Origin of the sequence: Paenibacillus sp. H1-7 (assembly GCF_022354825.1) — a bacterium.
Taxonomy (GTDB): domain Bacteria; phylum Bacillota; class Bacilli; order Paenibacillales; family NBRC-103111; genus Paenibacillus_S.
In genome coordinates this window covers 3,530,178-3,549,804 of record NZ_CP031168.1, presented here as the reverse complement: position 1 = coordinate 3,549,804, position 19,627 = coordinate 3,530,178, and the positions used below count along the sequence as shown (strand labels likewise).

Annotated in this window: 17 protein-coding genes; 3 read left to right on the top strand and 14 right to left on the bottom strand. The window is 53.1% G+C overall.

Translation table 11 applies throughout. The features are described from left to right. Window positions 1-7: 7 nt before the first annotated feature. From DVH26_RS15875 to DVH26_RS15825, 11 genes are all read right to left on the bottom strand, one after another. Window positions 8-1,096 (bottom strand): DUF3900 domain-containing protein, encoded by a 1,089-nt coding sequence (locus DVH26_RS15875; RefSeq protein WP_239634722.1) that lies wholly within the window; start codon window positions 1,094-1,096, stop codon window positions 8-10. A 124-nt stretch (window positions 1,097-1,220) separates the two neighbouring features. Continuing rightward, a complete protein-coding gene (locus DVH26_RS15870) occupies window positions 1,221-1,856 on the bottom strand; it encodes a superoxide dismutase family protein (RefSeq protein WP_239634720.1) in 636 nt (211 codons plus the stop codon). 75 nt (window positions 1,857-1,931) lie between these two features. Then, entirely contained in the window at window positions 1,932-2,600 is a 669-nt protein-coding gene (locus DVH26_RS15865) for a GNAT family N-acetyltransferase (RefSeq protein WP_239634719.1), read from the bottom strand. A 15-nt stretch (window positions 2,601-2,615) separates the two neighbouring features. Continuing rightward, window positions 2,616-3,479, bottom strand: a complete 864-nt coding sequence (locus DVH26_RS15860; RefSeq protein WP_239634717.1) for a carbon-nitrogen hydrolase family protein — start codon at window positions 3,477-3,479, stop codon at window positions 2,616-2,618. Between the two features lie 26 nt (window positions 3,480-3,505). Next, complete coding sequence (locus DVH26_RS15855) at window positions 3,506-4,156, bottom strand: class I SAM-dependent methyltransferase (RefSeq protein ID WP_239634715.1); 651 nt, start codon at window positions 4,154-4,156, stop codon at window positions 3,506-3,508. Between the two features lie 215 nt (window positions 4,157-4,371). Continuing rightward, window positions 4,372-5,202, bottom strand: coding sequence for a phytanoyl-CoA dioxygenase family protein (locus DVH26_RS15850; protein WP_239634713.1), 831 nt, complete (start codon window positions 5,200-5,202; stop codon window positions 4,372-4,374). Window positions 5,203-5,249: 47 nt separating this feature from the next. Further along, complete coding sequence (locus tag DVH26_RS15845) at window positions 5,250-6,740, bottom strand: extracellular solute-binding protein (protein ID WP_379453533.1); 1,491 nt, start codon at window positions 6,738-6,740, stop codon at window positions 5,250-5,252. 118 nt (window positions 6,741-6,858) lie between these two features. Beyond that, window positions 6,859-7,719 (bottom strand): carbohydrate ABC transporter permease, encoded by an 861-nt coding sequence (locus tag DVH26_RS15840; protein WP_239634709.1) that lies wholly within the window; start codon window positions 7,717-7,719, stop codon window positions 6,859-6,861. Further along, a complete protein-coding gene (locus DVH26_RS15835; protein ID WP_379451440.1) occupies window positions 7,713-8,678 on the bottom strand; it encodes an ABC transporter permease in 966 nt (321 codons plus the stop codon). Before DVH26_RS15835 ends, DVH26_RS15840 begins: the two co-directional genes overlap by 7 nt. Window positions 8,679-8,778: 100 nt before the next feature. Continuing rightward, on the bottom strand, window positions 8,779-10,578 hold the full coding sequence (locus DVH26_RS15830) for a cache domain-containing sensor histidine kinase (protein WP_239634707.1): 1,800 nt from the start codon (window positions 10,576-10,578) through the stop codon (window positions 8,779-8,781). A gap of 5 nt (window positions 10,579-10,583) precedes the next feature. Further along, window positions 10,584-12,158, bottom strand: coding sequence for a response regulator transcription factor (locus DVH26_RS15825; protein ID WP_239634706.1), 1,575 nt, complete (start codon window positions 12,156-12,158; stop codon window positions 10,584-10,586). A gap of 239 nt (window positions 12,159-12,397) precedes the next feature. Between DVH26_RS15825 and DVH26_RS15820 the strand changes: the two genes are divergently transcribed. Further along, window positions 12,398-12,544, top strand: coding sequence for a DUF4023 domain-containing protein (locus tag DVH26_RS15820; protein ID WP_239634705.1), 147 nt, complete (start codon window positions 12,398-12,400; stop codon window positions 12,542-12,544). A 127-nt stretch (window positions 12,545-12,671) separates the two neighbouring features. On the opposite strand, the gene DVH26_RS15815 is transcribed toward DVH26_RS15820, so the two are convergent. Continuing rightward, on the bottom strand, window positions 12,672-13,598 hold the full coding sequence (locus DVH26_RS15815; protein WP_239634704.1) for an aldo/keto reductase: 927 nt from the start codon (window positions 13,596-13,598) through the stop codon (window positions 12,672-12,674). 15 nt (window positions 13,599-13,613) lie between these two features. After that, window positions 13,614-14,618, bottom strand: a complete 1,005-nt coding sequence (locus tag DVH26_RS15810; protein WP_239634703.1) for a Gfo/Idh/MocA family protein — start codon at window positions 14,616-14,618, stop codon at window positions 13,614-13,616. 135 nt (window positions 14,619-14,753) lie between these two features. Here DVH26_RS15810 and DVH26_RS15805 point away from each other — a divergent pair, with 135 nt between their 5' ends. Further along, the gene (locus DVH26_RS15805; RefSeq protein ID WP_239634702.1) at window positions 14,754-15,590 is read left to right on the top strand and encodes an AraC family transcriptional regulator; all 837 of its coding nucleotides are present in this window, start codon (window positions 14,754-14,756) and stop codon (window positions 15,588-15,590) included. Between the two features lie 94 nt (window positions 15,591-15,684). Here the strand turns inward: DVH26_RS15805 and DVH26_RS15800 are convergent, their stop codons facing one another. Further along, window positions 15,685-17,256 (bottom strand): diguanylate cyclase domain-containing protein, encoded by a 1,572-nt coding sequence (locus tag DVH26_RS15800; protein WP_239634701.1) that lies wholly within the window; start codon window positions 17,254-17,256, stop codon window positions 15,685-15,687. A 104-nt stretch (window positions 17,257-17,360) separates the two neighbouring features. Between DVH26_RS15800 and DVH26_RS15795 the strand changes: the two genes are divergently transcribed. After that, window positions 17,361-19,514: a DNA topoisomerase III gene (locus DVH26_RS15795; RefSeq protein WP_239634699.1), complete on the top strand. Its 2,154-nt coding sequence runs from the start codon at window positions 17,361-17,363 to the stop codon at window positions 19,512-19,514. Window positions 19,515-19,627: the final 113 nt, after the last annotated feature.

Sequence of the window (19,627 nt, the reverse complement as noted above, 5' to 3'; positions counted from 1 at the left end):
CTTGCTTTTACCAAACCTCCACCGCTTCTTCCTCTTCGGCCTTGCGTTGGATCCGTTCAACAATTTGCTCCAACGGTTCGGGATCCAGCAGCTCCACGGGAGATATGCCTTTATCGAACAGCAAGCCGTCGCCTTCCATCACGATGACGTACCGGCTGCCCATTTTGGCGATATGAAGGCGATCCCCGAAATCGGCCAGCAGCGCTTTGACGGTCATATTTCCGAGCTTCAGCTTCATTTCGATATCCGGCTTCTGCTCGATCAATATATTGGATGCCTCCACGACCTGCTCCGGCGTCCATTTCTGCTGGAGCTCGCGCTGCTCGCTGCACGCCCACAGCTCCATCTCCTGGGTCTCCCGTTCCTTCGCCTCCTCGTTATCCTCGAATACTTGATCGATATATTGATGGACGAAGCCGAGCACCTGCTCGTTCATCATTTCCGGCATCGATTTTTCATATTCGACGTATTTCAGGAAGTCCTCGAAATACCGGGCATGCGACGACTGATGAATTTTCAGCTCCCACAGCTCCAGCATCCCTTCCTCCGGCATGTGCGGGTACATGATCGATTTCATGTTCTTGGCGTTTATCGCCATTTCTACTTTGTTCAGAAGGCTTCGCTCATCCGTAATGCGCGCGATTTTTTGCTCGAAATCGCATTTCAGTACAAAAATAAACGGCTCGTCGAACAGCTTGTTATACTTAGCGCGGACGATGAATACCGCTCCTCCGCGAATAGCGCTCGTGTCCATATAGGCTTGTACCATTGCCTCGGCATGCTCCTGGAACAAATCCATCGTTTCCGCTGTACGCAGCCTCGCAAACAAATTGTAGTTCGGGTTGCTGTCCAGATCGTAGCCCGGCTCGGCGCCAAAACGGCCGATCTTCGTCGGAACCTGCTCCGCCTTCGGATTCCGTTCCGCGTTCCGCTTGGCGATTTTCGTAAACTCGCTGCCCAGAAACGAGCTTAGCTCGCTTTCCGCATAGTCGTCTCCATCCAGCGTTTGATAGTGCTTGCACCGTTTGTTTCCCTGATTGTCCTCCCCATCCACCTGGATGACAAAGAAAGATATATATTCGACGTCAAATTTCATCTTCAGACTCCCCCATGACAAATAAAAACCCACCCCATTGGCTTTATCAGCCCCTAAGGCGGGTTCTTTTCATCGTATCACAGGTTCCGTCTGCCGACAATGCTCATCTTCAAGCAAATAACGTCTACTTGATGACGCCGCATGCAATGCGGTTGCCGGAATTGCCGGACGGATCCGTCTTATAGTCGTCCACCTTCTCGTGAATGACCAGCGCGGTGCCATTCGGCTGCAGCAGCGAGTTCGCCTTGCCGCTCTCCAAGGTCAGCTTGGGAGCAACGAATTCCGCCCTCGCCGTGCCGTCGGAGCCAACTTCCAGATTCGGCAAATCACCGGCATGATAGCCTTTCGGATTATCAAAGCCATGCTGCTTGCCTTCCGGGTTAAAATGCTCGCCTGCGGTTTTGAAATCAGGAGGCGTACATACTCCGGTTTGATGGATGTGAATGCCATGCTTGCCGGCGGTCAAGCCGGATACATCCACCTGGAACTTCACTCCCTCCGCAACTTGAGAGAGCTTGGCGGTTCCGATTTTGACTCCCTTGCTGTTAATCATGTCGATCGTTTTCTCTACGGCGGAAGGCTCGTGTCTTCCCTCGTCCGCGGATCCGGAAGGGGTCCCTTCTGCTGCAGTCTCCTCCTGATGCCCCGGGTGGCTATGGCCGGCCATCACATTCGTAGCGACGGTTCTCCATTCGCAGCCGGACGTCAGTAGGAGCGTGAAGCTAAGAAGAACAGCTCCGCGATTCATCAATTTTCTCATGTTGTGCACTCCTTCAATAGTCTGAATGTACCCCATACAGTTTTTCCTATTGAAGTAGAATTAAACATCGTTTCCTTAATGTTCCATAAAAGGGTTCCGCCACTCCATCAGCATCGCATAATTCAGCGATTCCTCATCCTCCAGGTAATCGGCGACGAGCTTAACAGGGGTGCGCCCGCAGCGCAGCAGAAAGGTCATGACCGGATCTTTCAGTTCGCCTTTGACAACCGCTTGGGCATACTGATCTGCAGTCATGGTAGAAGCATGCCGATGATAGCCCGGTATCCGGCCTCCGCCGAGCAATCTTGTCCGCTTTAGCTCAACAACAACCTCGTACATGGATTGCATGAGCAGCTTCCCAAGGCCCAGCTTTCTGTATTCCGGCAGCGCGCAAATATCGACGATATATAACGAGTTCCCGTCCGGATTATGATTGCGTATGTAGCCGTGATCGGTCACCTGCTCCCAAGTATGATCCGCTTGCTGCGGGTCGAAATCGACGAGCAGACCGGTAATGGAGGCGACGGCACGCCCTCCGATCTCGACGCACAAGGCCCCTTGCGGGAAAAGCGTAGTGTGATTGGTCAGCTGTTCTTCATTCCACCATAGCTCCGAGGGGAACGGCGGCGGGAAGCTCTCCTGCTGAATATGAATCAGATCGGCGAAATCCGCTTCGGTATAAGAACGCACAACGGCTTGGACAGGACGCTCCTCATCAAAAACATACAGCTGTTTGCGATACACCGGACTCCCCCCTTGTCAGCTCCAATCAGTGTACAGGTCGGTTCTGCGGTCGCGCCATGTGGTCACAGACCCTTTCTCGCGCACCTGATGCAGGAGGCTTAAATCCAAATCCGCCGTAATAACCATGTCATGGTTAATCTCGCCTGCAGCCATTAAGCCTGCAGGAGGAAACGGTACATCATTCGGCGTTATGACCGCAGCCTGCCCGTAGTTCCCCCGCATAAAATCGACCGTCGGCAAAGAGCCGATCGTTCCGGTAGTTACTACGTAGATTTGGTTCTCGATTGTTCTGGCATGGCATGTATACCGGACGCGGTGGAAGCCATGGCGGTCATCCGTGCAGGATGGACAAAAGATTACGTCGGCTCCGCGGGCACGCGCCATTCTAACGATTTCCGGAAACTCCATGTCGTAGCATATCAGCACGGCAATGCGCCCCTTCTCCGTATCGAACAGGTGCAGCGCATCCCCTTTCTCCATATTCCATTCCTTTACTTCCGTAGGCGTAATGTGCAGTTTGCGCTGTTCTCCGATTCGACCGTCAGGATAGAACAGAAAGGCGGTATTGTACAGCTTCCCATTTTCCTCCACAATATGGGTGCCGCCGATAATATGCATGCCCGTGCTTCGTGCCAAAGAAACGAACAGCTCCTTATACTGCTCCGTATATTGAGGAAGCTCTTCGATCGTCAGCGCTTCCGGATGCCGCTTGCCGCCGCCTATGGACATCAGCTGGGTAGTGAACAGCTCGGGAAATAACACGAAATCGGCTTCGAATTCTTCAGCCGTTTTCACATAATGAGTTACCTGGGCGGCAAATTGTTCGAAGCTTGCGATCGTATGCAGATGATATTGTACAGCGGAAACTCTTAATTTCATCGGTTTCTCTCTCCTATCTTATGTCTCTATTTGTCCGCAGGACCTTCCTCAATCGGGTCAAAAAACAGGATGTGCGGCTTCTTCACGCACCAGGTTGTCATGCACCGTTCATTAGCGACGTTGACCGTCTTGATAGGCTCCAGCATCATGCCTTGCAGCTTCTCGGTCATCTTGACGAGCCGCTCTTCGTCGATAAGAAAGCGGGTCGTTCCGTCCGGCAGCTTGTAGCGGTAATCTCCTAGCGGCACAAGGAGCTTCTCCAAGCCAATTGATGACGCCAGTCGCACAAACAGCAGCCCGCCCGGACGAAGCACGCGCCACAGCTCCATCACCATTTGTTGAAAGTGCGCTTCGTTCGCAGCAAAATGAAGGACGGCGTTGCATATGACGACTTCGAAGCTGTCGTTGGCAAAGCTCATTTTCTCAACCGTTTCCACTCTCGCCTGATCGTCCGACCAGTCCGCGGCCAAAGCACGCCCTTGCTTACGGACCGCTTCGATGGCTTCCTCCGACCGGTCCACCGCATACACTTCATAGCCGCTGCGCAAAAAATAAGTCAAATTCCGGCCGGTGCCGCAGCCGGCATCCAATATTCTCATGTCTTCGGCAATCCGGCCTTTCAACAGCTGGTCGAATAAATAAATATCGATTTCGCCGAATAGTTCGCGAGGGTTCATTCCCCGTATCAGCTCGCTTCCAAAACATTCTATTTTTTTTTGTCATTATACCATCTACAGGGATAGAACACCACGACAGGAGCGGCTTTCGGCGCGGTTTACCGCCAGTTATTCCCCGAAATGACAAAAAACCGGCCGGCTCGGTCAGCCGGTCGGCAAGCTTGTTTAGAAATGTATATTTTGAAAATTAACCCCTCATTCACGCCCGCCATCGCTTAATGAGCGTACCCGCCTTTTCCGGCATCGCCTTTGAAATACGATTTCAAAGGGACCATGGAGTCATTCGGGACGTAATATTTGAACGGATTGTCGTCAATGACGCCGAGCAGCTGCTTGCGTTCCGGGCTGGCGCCTTGAAGCAGCTTATCCGAAGCCGTTCTGTAATCGATTGGGCGTACCCAGATCGGGCTGTATCCCAGGAACAGCTGCCTGCGCGTAAACGAGGAACGGTTCGGGGCTCCGGCGTGCCACAAGTTCTGTGCAAATAGGAACACATCCCCCGGCTCGCCGCAAATTTGGATTTCCCCCGGCAGCTTATCGTTCACGTTGTGGTGATCAGGCTGAAACGGACGGTTGTGCGAACCGGGAACAATTTTCGTATTGCCCCGGTCCGGCTGCGACATATCGCTCAAAATGTAGCAGCTCTTGATGTAATATGTGGACGTAATGCCGTTAATACGCGGGAATTGCGGGTGCGGGCCGTCCTGATGCCAGTTGATGAAGCTCTGAGAGGTCGTCTGCTCATCGTTAGGATTCGGCTTGCGGATCGTCAAGTGCGATATGTGCAGCTGAATGTTATAGCCGAGCAGCTGGACCATCAGCGGGAGTATGGTCGGCTCGTCGATGAGGGAGGCGATCTCCTCATGACGCTCTACACTGTTATAAATGTTGTAGGCAAGTGCCTCCGGCTCCTCTGCAATGATGCTGTCGATGGCTGCATTCAGCCGTTTGACCTTCTCAGGCGACAGCACGCCGCGCAGCAGCAAATAGCCCTGCTCTTGAAACTGCTCCGTTAATTGATCCATTGAAAGCGATGACGAACTCATTGGAATTTCCCCTCTCTACTCTTATTGTTTCTTTGCCGGAACACTGGTTATTTCAAATACCCCAGATCCTTCAGCTGCTTTTGCGCCGCATCCAAGTAAGCTTTATAATTCATAGACCCCTCCAGCGTTTTCAGGAAAGCGTCATATTCGCTAAGCGGTCTTTTGCCGTACACGAACTTGGCAAGCTCTTCTTCGATATATCGTCCTGCGTCCGCTGCGTTGTATCCCGTCGGATAATCGACAAACCCTACGAGCGATTGAATTCGCGGCTGTTTGTTGGAAAATTCGATGGATGAAGCCTGCTTGGCGAATTTCACCTGCAAGTAATCCATTTCGGGCCGCCCTGTGAATTGATACAGCCAGAAATATCCGCCTTCTTTGCCCATAAGATCGGTAGGTACAATTTTGCCGCCTTCCACATTGTAATGCTTGCCTTTGACGCCGTACTGAACCAGATTGGAGCCGTCTTTGCCGGAGACGTAGTTGATCAAGTCGAATACCTTTTGCAGCTTCTCCGGATTTTTCTCCAGTGCTTTCGGAATCGCATACAAGCCCGCGGTTTTCCCGATGTCCCATGCGCTCGCGAACTGGCCTCCCGGTCCTTTCAGCGCCCCGATTTGCACCCATTCCGCATTGGGGTTCACAGCTTTGATCTGCTCGACGAATTGATCCTTGGTCATGTTCGGCCAATCGATATAGATGATGCCTGCCTGCCCTTTAATCGCCTTTTGCTGGTGCTGTAAGCCTGAGTTCGCCATGATCTCGGGATCGACCGCTCCGGCGTCCGTCAGCTTCTTAATAAAGCCGAGCGCATCCTTCATTCCCGGATCGTATAACGCGTTCACCAGCTTGCCGTCCTTGAGGTACATGCTGGGACTACCGCCCTCGAATCCGACCCCGAATGCACCGAATACGGTACTGAACGTATCCAGCTTTTGGCCCGTAATCCCCATCGTATCCTTCTTCCCGTTGCCATCCGGGTCTTTCTCGCTGAATGCCTTCGCCACCTCCAGCAGCTCCTCGATCGTCGTCGGCAGCTTCATCCCTAATTTATCGAGCCAATCCTTGCGGATGAAATACGTATTGTACGGAATCGTCGGCGATTTGGCGATGGCGAATACTTTGCCGTTCATCGTTCCTTTCTTCAGGCTTTCCTCGCCGATGAAATCTTTGGCCGGCTTCAGCTTATCCATATAAGGCGTAAGATCGAGAAGCAGACCCTGCTCGGAAAACTGCTTGAGCTGCTGCCGGTCCACTCCGAACAAGTCGGGAAAATTGGCCGACGCCATGCGCACATTCAGCTGGTTCTTGTAATCGTCGCCGGAAGCGTAGACGGTCAGGTTCAAATCCGTGCCCAGCGCTTTATCCAGCTCCTGCTTGATAATGTCCTGATCCGGCGAAGGCAGGCCGTTGCCGGTTTCGATAATGTCGATTTTGACCGGCTTGCCTGGTGTACTCGTCCCGGTATTGCCGCCAGAAGCGGTAGTTGACTCCGGCTTGCCGCCGGAGCATCCCGCCAATGTAGCGCCCCCCAGCATCAACAATGCAAGCAGCCCTGCGAATTGGCTTCTTTTGTTCACTGAAATCCCCTTCTTTCTTGTTATATTGAAGCGGTCGCCCGGGTCCGGCTGCAGTCCGTCTCAGGCTGACCGTCATTCAACCTTTGACTGAACCAAGCAGCATCCCTTTGGTAAAGTGCTTTTGAATAAAAGGATAAATCACAATGATGGGCAAGCTCGCCGTCACGACCGAAGCCATCTGCATTGTCTCGGTAGGCAGCATGTTCTCCGCATTTTCCAGCGGCTGCTGGGTCAGCATCAACAGCTCCCGGATGACAACCTGCAGCGGGAACAGCGTGCGGTCGGTCACGTACATGATCGCCTGAAAAAACTCGTTCCAGTGACCTACCATATAAAACAAGCCGATAGTGAGCAGCGAAGGAACCGATAAAGGGACGACCAGCTGAAGCAAGATGCGAAACTCTCTGGCTCCGTCCATTCGGGCCGATTCGAACAGCTCCTCGGGCAAATTTTCGAAAAAGCTTTTCATCACAAGCACATTGAAGCTCCACACTGCATTAGGCAAAATCATCGCCCACACGGAATCGATCAATCCGAGCGATTTGACGATAAGATACGTCGGAATAATGCCTCCGCTGAACAGCATCGTGAAGACGACCAACATCAGGAACATGGATCGTCCCGGCAATGCTTTCCTGCTCAACGGATAGGCCATCAGTGCGGTCAATACGAGATTGATAACGGTTCCAACTATCGTAATGAAGATCGTCACCCAAAAGGCCCGCGGAATGGCGGATTCGGTAAACAGCTTGTGATAGGCGGTAAAGGTGACGGATTGGGGGATCAGGATGAAGCCGCCGTTTTTCAATACTTCAGAGAAAGGGGTGATCGATACGGACACGACGTACATGAGCGGGAATACCGCCGCCAAGCCGGCGAGGCCGAGGATGATGTAAACTACCGTGTCGACCAAACGCTCCTCGAAGCTTTTTACCATATGCCTTCACCCCACTTTCTAGACAAATGGTTCGAACCGATCACGAGCGCCATGCCGATCAGCGATTTGAACAGCCCTACAGCCGCGCCCAGGCTGAAGTTTAACTGCTGCAGGCCGGTACGGAATACCCAGGTGTCCAAGATATCGGCGACCTGATAGACCTGAATGTTGTATAAAATGTAGATTTGATCGAAGCCGGCATCCATTATGTGACCCAGCTTCAGGATCAGGAGCAGCACGATCACGTGCCGGATACCCGGCAGCGTAATGTGCCATATCATCCGTAACCGGCCGGCCCCGTCCACTCGCGCCGCCTCGTATAACGTAGGGTCGATCGAGGTCATCGCCGCCAAATAGATGATCGCGCCCCACCCCAGATCCTTCCATATTTCCGAGCCGACGAGGATGATCCGGAAATAATCGAGGGAGGTCATGAATCCGATTGATTGCCCTCCCGCTTCTTCGATCCACCGGTTAAGCAGACCGGAGTTTTGCGACAACAGCGCTATCAGGATACCGTAAATGATGACCCACGATAAGAAATGGGGCATATACGTCAGCGTCTGCACGACCGTCTTGAACCAGCGGACACGGCATTCGTTAAGCAGCAGCGCCATCAGGATCGGCGGTATCGTCCCGAAGACAAGCTTGTATACACTGATAAGGATGGTGTTCACCATCAGCTGCGAAGCATATGGCGAGTTAAAAAACAGCTCAAAATGCTTGTACCATGGATCTGCCCACGGGCTCCCCATAATGCCCTCGAGCATTTGAAAATCTTTGAACGCAATAATGACGCCGTACATCGGGATATACTTGAAAATTACGTAATATAGCACCCCGGGCAGTAGCATAGCGTAGAAGGCCCGAAAGGCCCAAATCTGCTTTCCCGGCCACTTCGACTTTGCCACTCCCGATTGGGACGCCGGCAAGTCTTGAGCGGTCCATTGCTGCTCCACATTGATCACCTCTTCTCCATTGTCAGCGGCTAGCATTTCTATATTTGTAGTATAGCAAGCGCTTACAACGAGAGATATGCAGTGATCCTGCGAAAGTGTTTCAATTGTTGCTAACCTTCATTTCCTCGACGCTTTGCACCGGAAGGACGATGCGTATCAACGTGCCCGACTGAGGGATGCTCGAAATTCGAAGGCCGTATTCCGCCCCGTAATGCAGCTGAATCCGCTCCTGGACATTCATGATTCCGATACCGGTAAACCGGTGCTTGCTGGGCGCTTTTCTGCGTTCGGCGAATACGCCGTCGAGCTGCTCTCCGCTCATCCCCACGCCGTTATCGCGCAGATAAATGTACAATCTTCCCCGGCGAACCACGGTTCGAATGCTGATGAGTCCTTCCGTTTTTTTCGGTACAATGCCATGAAATATCGCGTTTTCCACCAAAGGCTGCAGCGTCAGCTTCAGTACCTTGCAAGAAAGAGATAATGGGTCGATGCTACGCTCAATCGTAAACTTATTGCCGTAGCGGACCGTTTGAATATGAGCATACATTCGTAAGCCCTCCAGCTCCTCCTCCAGGCTGACGAACTCATCGCTCTTGTCGAAGCTGAACGAGAGCAAGCCGACCAAGGAACGGATCGTTTCCCTCACCTCGTCAATTTTTCGCTGCTTGGCTAGACTGCTGATGCATGCGAGTGTGTTGTACAAGAAGTGCGGCGCGATTTGGCTTTGCAGCATTTTGAGCTCATACTGCTTCTTTCGCTGCTCCATCTCTCTCGTCTCGGTCAGCAGGTGATGAATCCGTTCCATCATCGCGTTGTAGCTTTTGGCCAGCCGGCCTATTTCATCGTCCTGCTGAACGGATATCGTGGGAAGCACCTCCATATCGTGCACCCGGTCCATTTTGGCTACCAGCTTCCGCACCGGATACGTAACAAAGCGGCTCATCATATACGAGCTCACAAGCAAAATCAACAGCCAAACGAGCGCCGCCGTCTTATAGTTGTTGTACAAAATGATCACGTTTTGATAAAAGAAGCTGTCTTCTATGAACGCGATAAAATACCAGCCAAGCCGGTTCATTCCCGATTTGACGGCGATGAGCTTATCTTTGGCTCCATCCATTTCGGTAATCCCGATAGGCAAATCACTAATTTCCGTTACGAAGTCCTCCTTCAATTCAGGAGGGAACATCGTCGTGTCGTAAGGCAGCAGCGTGTAATAAAACAGCGGCCAGCTGGAATCGTACGTATTGACGACGTTGCTCTTGTTCGTAATGATCGTAAACGTCTGATCCTTGGAATTCATGAACTGCGCCAATGTATTCGTCAGCTTCACCAGGTCGATTTCGATGACAGCCATGCCTTTCATGGCTCCCCCTGATTTGGAATGAATAGGAAGGACAAAGGCTACCGTTCTGCCTGACAAGGGGGATTCGTAGGGCTCGCTGATGAAGACGCCGTAGCTTCTTTGCGCCTGCGAATACAGCTTGGTCAAATACGGATTTCCGATAATATCCAAATAGACCTGCGTATTGGACAGCGCTTTGCCGTCGGAGCGGACAAGGTACAACGTTCGGTACAGCGTGCTGTTCTTCTCCGCATATTGGCGAAGCACACGGACCGCCTCCTCCTCGTGCCCTTCGTCAAGCAGGTCGTCTCTTGTAGACAACAGGAGCAAAATGTTCTGTACATTGTCCAAATAGGCGTTCAAATACAAATTGGTCCGGTCGATAATAATCTGTGCGTCCGAAAGCACCTGCTTGCGGAACAGCTGCTCCGCATCCTGCAAATTGTTCCATGCAAGCAGACCAAAAAGCACTGACGTTCCCATAAACAGAAACAGAAAGTGCTTCATCGCCATGCTCCAGCCGTTAATCCATCGAAGTCCCCGTTGTATCATCGCATTCAACCTTTCTTGTACTCCGTCGGAGAAACCCCGGTCCGGTTGCGGAATAGAACCGAAAAATATCGGTAGCTTGGAATTCCAACCTGCTCGGCTACTTCATATACTTTCAATGTCGTTGATTTCAGCAAGTGCACCGCTTTGTCCATCCGAAGCCGCGTCACATACTCGTTGAACGACTCCCCCACTTCCTCCCGAAACAGACGGCTGAAGTAAAACGAGCTCAGTCCGACATCCTCCGCAATTTGCGTAAGTGTGATCGGCTCCGCAAGCCGATCGGCTATCCGCTGCTTCGCCAGGACAATCTCCTTGCGGCATTTGCCTTGTGAGACCGGAACGCTCTCCAGCTCTCTCGATATATGCGCTGTTAATTCTTCGAGCGTTGGAGACAGCAATATGCTGTGCATCGAAGCCGCATCATCGGCTCCGCCTTCTTCCTCCTCCGGCTTGGACCACTCCGTGCGGAGCTTTAGTATCCACCGTTTAAGCTGCTCCGGCTCCGGGCGGCATTGCTCCGCCCATGTAGGGAACGATTGGCGGAAAAATTGCGCCAGCTGTCCGGAGGAAGCCGCCGCTTTACGGATCGATGTCGTCAGCTTCTCTTTATCCGCTGCATCCCGGGTGCCGCTCTGAAAGCCCCGCTCGATGTCGTAGACCGTTCCCGACCGGTCGTAAAATAAGACGCCACCCGGAATTTGGGTTCCGGCTGCTGAACGCAGCAAGCTGTCTGAGCCGTCGATCTCGGGCCCCAGCAGAGCATAATAGCGGATTGCGTCGCTGATATAAGACAGCCTGCGCTCCATTTCCTCCTGAAGCTTGGCTAGAAACTCCTTTACTTTTGACAAAAGCTCCGCTCGGGACGGTGACTCTTCACGCTCCGCCAAAAGTAAATAGTTCATGCTCTCCAATGGAATCCAGTGGCGGATGAATCCCTCTGTGCCTCTCCATTCTCCCAGTAAGGACTGCAGCTCACGCTGGACATACAGCTCATCGGCCTCCCGGACACAGACGCACAGCCGCACAATAGTCGCCGGCCACTTTACGCCCCACTGCTGCAGGGGACCGGTATCCTCACGCTCGATGCCGCCATCCAGCACCTCCATGCCTGAATAATGCGTGAGCCATTTGGAGATGTCCCATCGCAGGCGGTCCGACTCATTGTGGCGGTGATTGCGCTCTCGCGCTATCGCGAGCCGGGCTTTATCCAGCACTTGAACCATGTCGGAATCAAGCAGCGACACTTTGATTAAATACTCCAATGCGCCCCACTTCAATGCCTCCCGCGCATATTCAAAATCGCTGTGGCATGTCAGCACGACGACCTGCGTATAAGGAAATTCCTGTTTGATGCTGCGGAACAAGTCCAGTCCGTTCATGACCGGCATCGTAATGTCGGTTATAACCAGATCCGGCGTCAGCTTGCGGCACAGGTCCAGCGCTTCTTCGCCGTTCTCGGCTTCACCTACAAGCTCGGCGTGATGCTGCCGCCATGGAAACGATCGAAGCTCCTCACGAAGCGGCAGCTCGTCATCTACAACCAATACGTTCAATGGCAGCGAACCGGATTGACCCATCATCTGCTTTGCCCCCATTCCATTACATTTAAGCGCTTTCAACGATCTACACTATAATGATAACACACCCTGAAGGGATAACTTATACAGGAATTTTGCGAAAATGTATAAAAAACAGCGGCTCATGGCAGATAGAACACAGACCGAAGCAAGCGGCAGCAGGCATTTCGCGAACCCATGCGTTGAAATAATTACCGTTTTGGTCGGGCATACTACGAACCGTGAAAGGAGGTTCTTTCCCTATGAATGACAACTTAACCGGAGATACGACCAGTTGGGTTAACAAGCTTCACGACACCCAGCAAAAAGACGAAAAAAACCGCAAGCAGCAAGGAAGCGGCCATCCCGAAAAGGCGCTGCCGACCGAGCAGCACCGCAAGGGCAACTAGCCGCTTGCGAAATCGTGATTCCACGAATTACACGTGGAGCGATCGGTTCCGCTCGGGAAGCCGCCTAGGCCGCCATTCCCGCACGAACAAGCAAAGAAGCACCCCGAACGCGGGGTGCTTCTTCTATTTATACATGCTCGAGCCAGTGAAGCTCCTCCGGAGTGAGCCGGATCAGCGCGCCGTCACGGCAGGATTCCAGCTCGGAGCGGTCTCTCGCTCCGATCAGCGCCCCCGTCGGGAACGGCTGATTGATCACATAAGCCAGAGCAATCTGGATCATGGAGACTCCCTTTTGCGCCGCCAACTCTTGGGCGCGGCGAAGGCGTTCCCAGTTCGCGTCGCTGTAATAGACGCGCACGATCTCTTTGTTGTCCAGCACTTCCGGCGAGAATCGGCCGGTGAAGAAGCCTCTTGCCTGCGAGGACCAGGACAACAGCGGCATCTGTGTCCGCTCATGCCAGGCGCAGGTTTCCGTGTCGGCCGATACGCAGCCTTTCCAATGCGGCTCGTTCGGCTTGGCAAGACTCAGGTTAGGGCTGCTGAAGGTGAAGCCCTGCAGGCCGTTGGCGGCGGCGTAATCGTTCGCCTCCTGCATTCTTTCGTGCGTCCAGTTGGAGGCGCCGATCGCGTGAAGGCGTCCCGCTTGAATATGCTCGTTCAAGCAGTCGATAATCACCTTCACCGGTACTTCCACATCGTCCCGGTGAAGGGCATACAAATCGATGTAATCGGTTCCGAGCCGTTTCAAGCTTGTAGCCAGATCGCTTGCGATGGCTTCGGGATTCACGCGCGGCCCATCCGCATTATGGTGAGCCCCTTTGGTCAAGATGACGACCTGATCCCGGTTGCCCCGCTCTTTCATCCATTTGCCGATCGTCTCTTCGCTTTGCCCGCCGCAATATATATGCGCCGTATCGATCGTGTTGCCGCCGATCTCGAAATAATTGTCCAACACATTGCAGACGGTATCGTATACGTCATGAGTGAAAAAATCAGTACCTTGAATCAGGTTGGATACGGGCTTACGCGAACCTTGAATTTGAATGGTTTCCATGGATACGGCTCCTCCTTAGGACAATACAACGCGTACGCGTTCTTGTGCGGATTTCAAGCAAGCATCAATGACTTTCATATTCAGAACGGCATCGGACGGCTCAAACCGCTGAGGCGTTCCTTCCAGAACACTACGGCCCAAATCGTCAGCCTGAAGCGCATACTGATTCACGTAAGGAACGGCTACCTCTCTGCGCTCACCCTTGGCGATGACAAAGAAGTGATCGTCGGCATTTTGACGGGAGACATAGGCGCTAGGCACTTCGATGCGTCCGTCGGTCCCGATAACCTCCAACACATTGCGTCCTGCCGCCCACATCCCGCAATCGAAGGTCAGCGCTACGCTGTCAGGGAATTCCAGCAAGCCGGCTGCCATCATATCGACGTGATCATGATCCGGCGAGAAGAATGCATGAACGGTAGCGGCTTGCGGCTCTTGCTCAAGCAGGAAGCGCGCTGCGCTGATCGGATACACGCCGACATCGTACAAGGATCCGCCGCCCATAAACTGCTTGTAGCGGACATTGTTCGCGTCCTTCGCGTTGTTGAAGGTGAAAGCTCCGTGAATGCCCCGAATCGTCCCGATCTCCCCGGAACGGATAATCTCTTTAATCATCTCGTAACGCGGATGATGACGGTACATGAACGCTTCCGCCAGCTTCACGCCTGCTTTGGCGCATGCAGCAACCATCTCTTCGGTTTCTTCCGCATTCAAAGCAATCGGCTTCTCGCACAGCACATGCTTGCCTGCTTCCGCCGCACGGATTGTCCACTCCTTATGCAAATGGTTCGGAAGCGGAATGTAAACGGCATCAATTGTGTCATCAGCCAAAATCGCCTCGTAGCTTCCATACGCTTTCGGAATGTTAAGCTGCGCTGCAGTCTCTCTCGCTTTCTGCTCGTCACGGCTGGCAATTGCCGTAACCTCACCCGTTTGCGATTGTTGAATGCCTGGAATGACCGCCCTTTTTGCAATTCCGGCGCATCCCAGAACGCCCCAACGCAATTTCCCTTGACTCATTACGATTCCAGCTCCTTTTTTTGAAGAAAGAATATGTAGTACTTTATTGCTATTATATTGAACTATAATTAAAATGAAAATAGTAGCTTTTTGCACATCGATATAACAATATTGTCATCACTGGAGCTGAAAATAATGAGAAGACAACGGCTGCTCCCCACCTTGACGGAGCATGCATACTTTTGCCTGCCCGAATCCGTCGGCTGGTACAAGGACGAGCCCGGACACACGGTTTCCCGCCAGGAAGGAGCCTTGAATAATTTCAGCATCCATCTGATTGTCGGAGGCAAAGGCTATTTGGAGACGGACAACGAGGTATATACATTGCAGACGGGCGACGCCTTCTTGTATTTCCCCTTGCAGGAGCAATCGTACTATTCCTGCCCGGATGATCCGTGGGACGTCCGCTGGGTTCATTTTTACGGCTCCAAGGTGAAGGATTATTTGTTGGAAAGCGGCCTGCACCGCTCTCATCTATGGACCCTCCGCCAATGGAAGCCTCTGGAGCAGGCATTGCACGATCTGCTGCTGGAAGCGGAGGAAAACACCTTTTTCCAGCTCACCAGGCTGTCGACTTTGACTTATTCCGTTATCGCCGAGTTCGTCAATCAAGCCGCTCCGCTTACTTCGAATAAAAGCATGGAGACGACCGACCGGATTGTTCAGCTGCTCCCTCTGCTCCAGCAGGAGGCATGCAAGCCGTTCGAGCTTGATTATTGGGCCCAGCAGGCCGGGATCAGCACTTATTACTTTTGCAAGCTGTTTAAGAAGGTTACGCAAATGACCCCCATGACGTTCGTCACGTTATGCAGGCTGCAGATCAGCAAGCAGTGGCTATTGGAAAAAAGCGACCTGCCGATTCGGCAGATCGCTCTGGATGCCGGCTATCCCAGCACAAGCTATTTTAACAAAAGGTTTCTTGAACAAGAAGGCATGACGCCGACGGAGTACCGGGAGCTGTATTGGAAATGATCATGACCTGGCACACTCCCTGCTGCCGAAACGAAGCAGGATAAAGCTAAGGTGGCGGTGCATCTCCACGCGTTCCGAATGACTTATGGATAACTTAAGGATGATAGCGGCACGCACGGTTCCTTCCTTCTTGCTTTGCGCGGTACAGCGCTTTGTCGGCCATCGACACGATATCCTGCGGCTCCGCTCCCGGGTACGGAATGATCGAGGCCACTCCCAGGCTGACCGTGAGATGCTGCCCCGCCTTGGAGCCGATATGCTGAATGTGCAAGGCTGCGACAGCCTCCCTGATGTTCTCTGCAGCCTGCATCGCTTGCTCCAGCTTGGTCGCAAGCAGGATAACCGCGAATTCTTCGCCTCCATACCGGGCCGGATAATCGTTCTCCTGCCGGACGGACGCTGCAATGGCCGCAGCCACCTGCTTTAGGCATTGGTCTCCTCCCAAATGACCGTACGTGTCGTTGTATCGTTTGAAATAATCGATATCCAGCAAAATGAAGGATAACGCCTGCGAATGGCTAACGGCATGATCCCAGCACTCCCTCAGCGATTCGTCCAGGGAGCGACGATTCGGAATTTGCGTCAGTCCGTCCAATCTTGACAATTGGCACAGCATCCGGTTGGCCTCCATCAGCTTCGCTTCTGCGAGCTTTTTCTGGGTCACATCCGTTATAACCAATAAGTAGCTGTTCAAGCTGCTGCCATTTTCTCTGACATGGCTGAACATCACGCTCACATCGATCGATTGGCCGCCCTGCTTCGTGAACGTCCATTCCTTCTCCGCTGCTTCCCCTTGTATCTCCGTCTCCATCAATGGAGCCGTAGGAACGATACTCCTATACTTCGGCCGTTCCCCATACCCGGCTTCGTCTTCGGGCACCAGCGCGATCTCCCGATCCTGCGCAAGCAGCACGACAGTCAGCTTGTCCACCGTCTCCTGTGCCCGATAGCCCAGCATCTTCTCCGCTCCGCTGTTGAACATCGTGACCTTCCCGCGTTCATCCGTAACAAGGAATGCCAAATCCGAAGGGGCATGAAAAATCGCTTCATGCAAAGACGCGAGCCGCCGGTACCTTGCTTCGCTTCGCTCCAGCTGAACGACCAGCTCGTCGGCATTGTGCAAATGTCGGATCAACCCGGCGACAAAGAGTCCGCCGAGCGTTATTAACGTCGTGAAGGACACGATAATATGGCTGGCCGGATTCATGTCGAACAGCCAGAAGAGGCTTCCCGATATGACCAAAGCACTCATGAAAATGGACATCATCCATCTTTTCCAGTAATGTTGTATGTAATGGGCGATGATTCCGCTGCCCGCTCCGACGATCAAGGCCGTTGCCGCAGCGGTGAGGGACGACTTGTTCATCCCGCCGAACAACGTGATTCGGCCTAACCCGATAATGATGCCTGACAGCAGGGAAGCGTGAATGCCGCCGAATTGCGCCGCCGCCAAAATAATGATTTGCCTGAAATCCAATATGGTTACGTTGTCAATGTGGACGCTGAAATACATGAGCACGATGCCGAATAGGCCATGCAGCGCTCCTACCTTCCATCGGTACGCCTTGTCGTTCAGGCCAAGCGGTGCCGCCGGTTTAAGCAGTCTGCTTGACAAAAAAATAAATGCGGTTAATAATGCCAAATTGACAATCAAATCTTTGGTCATACGGCTCACCTCTCAGCAGCTTTCCTCCCATCGTATCACCGATTTTTTAGGAAAGTATTAGGTACATTTCAACAACATTTGACAAAGGAGTCCCTAATCCCGTTATGAAATCACTTGTACTTGCCGAAAAGCCGAGCGTCGCTAAAGAAATAGCGCGGGTCCTAGGCTGCAACCAAAAGCAAAAGCATTACATGGAAGGTCCCAAGCACGTAGTTACCTGGGCGCTGGGCCATCTGGTCACGTTAGCCGAGCCCGAGGATTACGATGCCAAATATAAAGCATGGAATCTCGAAGATCTCCCTCTTCTGCCCGAGCGGATGAAGCTGAAGGTCATCAAGGAAACGACGCCTCAATTCCGGGCAATTCAGCAGCTGGCTCAGCGCAGCGATCTGGAGCAGCTCATTATCGCCACGGATGCCGGACGCGAGGGCGAGCTCGTAGCCCGGTGGATTATGGAGCTCATTCGCTGGCGCAAGCCGTTTGTGCGTTTGTGGATTTCGTCCCAAACCGATAAAGCGATCCGCGACGGCTTCGCCAGCCTGAAGCCGGGACGCAATTACGATGCGTTGTTCCAATCCGCCGTTTGCCGCGCAGAAGCGGATTGGCTGATCGGACTCAATTTGACGCGGGCGCTGACGTGCAAATATAATGCACAGCTGGCTGCAGGGCGCGTACAAACGCCTACGCTGGCGATGCTGATGAATCGAGAGAAGGAAATTCGAAGCTTCCAGTCCAAAGATTACTGGCTGCTGAAGGCCCAGCTTCCGGGCTTCCAGGCGTGGTGGCGCAGCAAGCAGCAGCCGGACGGACGCTGGTACGATAAAGAAGCGGCAGACGCCATGGTGCAGCGTCTTCAGAAGAGCAAGGCTGTCGTAGCGGAATTGAAAGTATCCGAGAAGACCGAGCCGCAGCCGCTGGCCTATGATTTGACGGAGCTGCAGCGGGACGCCAACAAGAAGTACGGCTTCTCTGCCAAGCAGACGTCGAACGTGCTGCAGAAGCTGTATGAGCAGCATAAGCTGGTTACTTATCCGCGGACGGATTCGCGTTACCTGACTTCGGACATGGTATCGACCCTGCCGGCGCGTCTAGAAAGTCTTACGGTGCAGCCGTATGCACCACTCGTCAAGCCGCTGCTCCGCAAGCCGCTGCCGGTTACCAAGCGGATTGTCGATGACAGCAAAGTGTCCGATCACCATGCCATCATCCCGACGGAGCAAGCGCCTCTTCTTCATACGCTGAGTGCGGATGAGCGCAAACTGTACGATTTGATCGTGCGCCGCTTCATCGCATTGTTTTATCCCGTATTCCGCTATGACGAGACTTCTGTGACAGTAGAGCTGGGCGGAGAGCGTTTTTATGCCAAAGGCAGGGTTACGAAGGATGCCGGCTGGAAAGCTCTCTACGGTCAGGACACGGCATCAACGTCCTCCGATAACGATCAGGATGAGGACAATGAGCTCGATTCGCAGCGGCAATCGCTGCCGGCGCTGAAGCTCGGCGAAACGCTTCGTGAAGCCCAGTGCAGCTTGGAAAAGCGCCAGACTCAGCCTCCCGCCCGATATACGGAAGCCGCCTTGCTATCGGTGATGGAAAAGAATAACCTCGGTACGCCGGCCACCCGCGCCGACATCATCGAGAAGCTGCTTCAGACGGATACGATCGAGCGCAAGATGAACACGCTCCAGCCTACCGGCAAAGGCGCCCAGCTTATTGAGCTTGTGGCTCCAACGCTCCGTTCGCCGGAATTGACGGCCCGCTGGGAACAGGAGCTGGAGAGAATTGCCAAAGGAAACGGCAATATGAAGACTTTCCTTCAAGGGATACGCGAGCAGGCGACATCGATGGTTCGCGAGGTTAAGAACAGCACGACCGAGTACAAGCCTCATAACCTCACTCATTCCAAATGTCCGGAATGCGGCAAAGCACTTCAGGAAATCAAGGGCAAGCGAGGGAAAATGCTCGTCTGCATCGACCGGGAATGCGGGTACAAACGGGCGGGCGAGCCGATGCTCTCCAATAAGAGATGTGCGCAATGCCATAAAAAGATGGAAATCCATACCGGCAAAGCCGGGAAATACGCGCAATGCCGATCCTGCAACGTGATCGAGATGCTGAATGACGAATCGCGCGCAGGCGGGAAAGCCGCCAAACGGAACAGCAAGCAAATGATTCAACAATTCAGCGATAATGTGAATATCGGGTCCAGCCTTGGGGATGCTCTCAAAGCTGCGCTCAATAAACAAAAAGAAGATTGAGGCTCTCATGCCCAATCTTCTTTTTCCTTTTCTATAGGCGCCTTTGCAGCAAGGCAAAACAAGGGAAATCAAGGGAAATCAAGCCCTGCACTCCACCGCGCTATTATCCTGAG

What these genes read in the sequence shown, in the direction of transcription:
- DVH26_RS15875 (WP_239634722.1), bottom strand. Translation starts at nt 1,096, where the DNA reads ATGAAATTTGACGTCGAATATATATCTTTCTTTGTCATCCAGGTGGAT.
- DVH26_RS15805 (WP_239634702.1), top strand. Translation starts at nt 14,754, where the DNA reads ATGAGAAGACAACGGCTGCTCCCCACCTTGACGGAGCATGCATACTTT.
- DVH26_RS15810 (WP_239634703.1), bottom strand. Translation starts at nt 14,618, where the DNA reads ATGAGTCAAGGGAAATTGCGTTGGGGCGTTCTGGGATGCGCCGGAATT.
- DVH26_RS15815 (WP_239634704.1), bottom strand. Translation starts at nt 13,598, where the DNA reads ATGGAAACCATTCAAATTCAAGGTTCGCGTAAGCCCGTATCCAACCTG.
- DVH26_RS15870 (WP_239634720.1), bottom strand. Translation starts at nt 1,856, where the DNA reads ATGAGAAAATTGATGAATCGCGGAGCTGTTCTTCTTAGCTTCACGCTC.
- DVH26_RS15860 (WP_239634717.1), bottom strand. Translation starts at nt 3,479, where the DNA reads ATGAAATTAAGAGTTTCCGCTGTACAATATCATCTGCATACGATCGCA.
- DVH26_RS15825 (WP_239634706.1), bottom strand. Translation starts at nt 12,158, where the DNA reads ATGATGGGTCAATCCGGTTCGCTGCCATTGAACGTATTGGTTGTAGAT.
- DVH26_RS15850 (WP_239634713.1), bottom strand. Translation starts at nt 5,202, where the DNA reads ATGAGTTCGTCATCGCTTTCAATGGATCAATTAACGGAGCAGTTTCAA.
- DVH26_RS15795 (WP_239634699.1), top strand. Translation starts at nt 17,361, where the DNA reads ATGAAATCACTTGTACTTGCCGAAAAGCCGAGCGTCGCTAAAGAAATA.
- DVH26_RS15845 (WP_379453533.1), bottom strand. Translation starts at nt 6,740, where the DNA reads ATGCTGGGGGGCGCTACATTGGCGGGATGCTCCGGCGGCAAGCCGGAG.
- DVH26_RS15855 (WP_239634715.1), bottom strand. Translation starts at nt 4,156, where the DNA reads ATGAACCCTCGCGAACTATTCGGCGAAATCGATATTTATTTATTCGAC.
- DVH26_RS15820 (WP_239634705.1), top strand. Translation starts at nt 12,398, where the DNA reads ATGAATGACAACTTAACCGGAGATACGACCAGTTGGGTTAACAAGCTT.
- DVH26_RS15800 (WP_239634701.1), bottom strand. Translation starts at nt 17,256, where the DNA reads ATGACCAAAGATTTGATTGTCAATTTGGCATTATTAACCGCATTTATT.
- DVH26_RS15830 (WP_239634707.1), bottom strand. Translation starts at nt 10,578, where the DNA reads ATGATACAACGGGGACTTCGATGGATTAACGGCTGGAGCATGGCGATG.
- DVH26_RS15840 (WP_239634709.1), bottom strand. Translation starts at nt 7,719, where the DNA reads ATGGTAAAAAGCTTCGAGGAGCGTTTGGTCGACACGGTAGTTTACATC.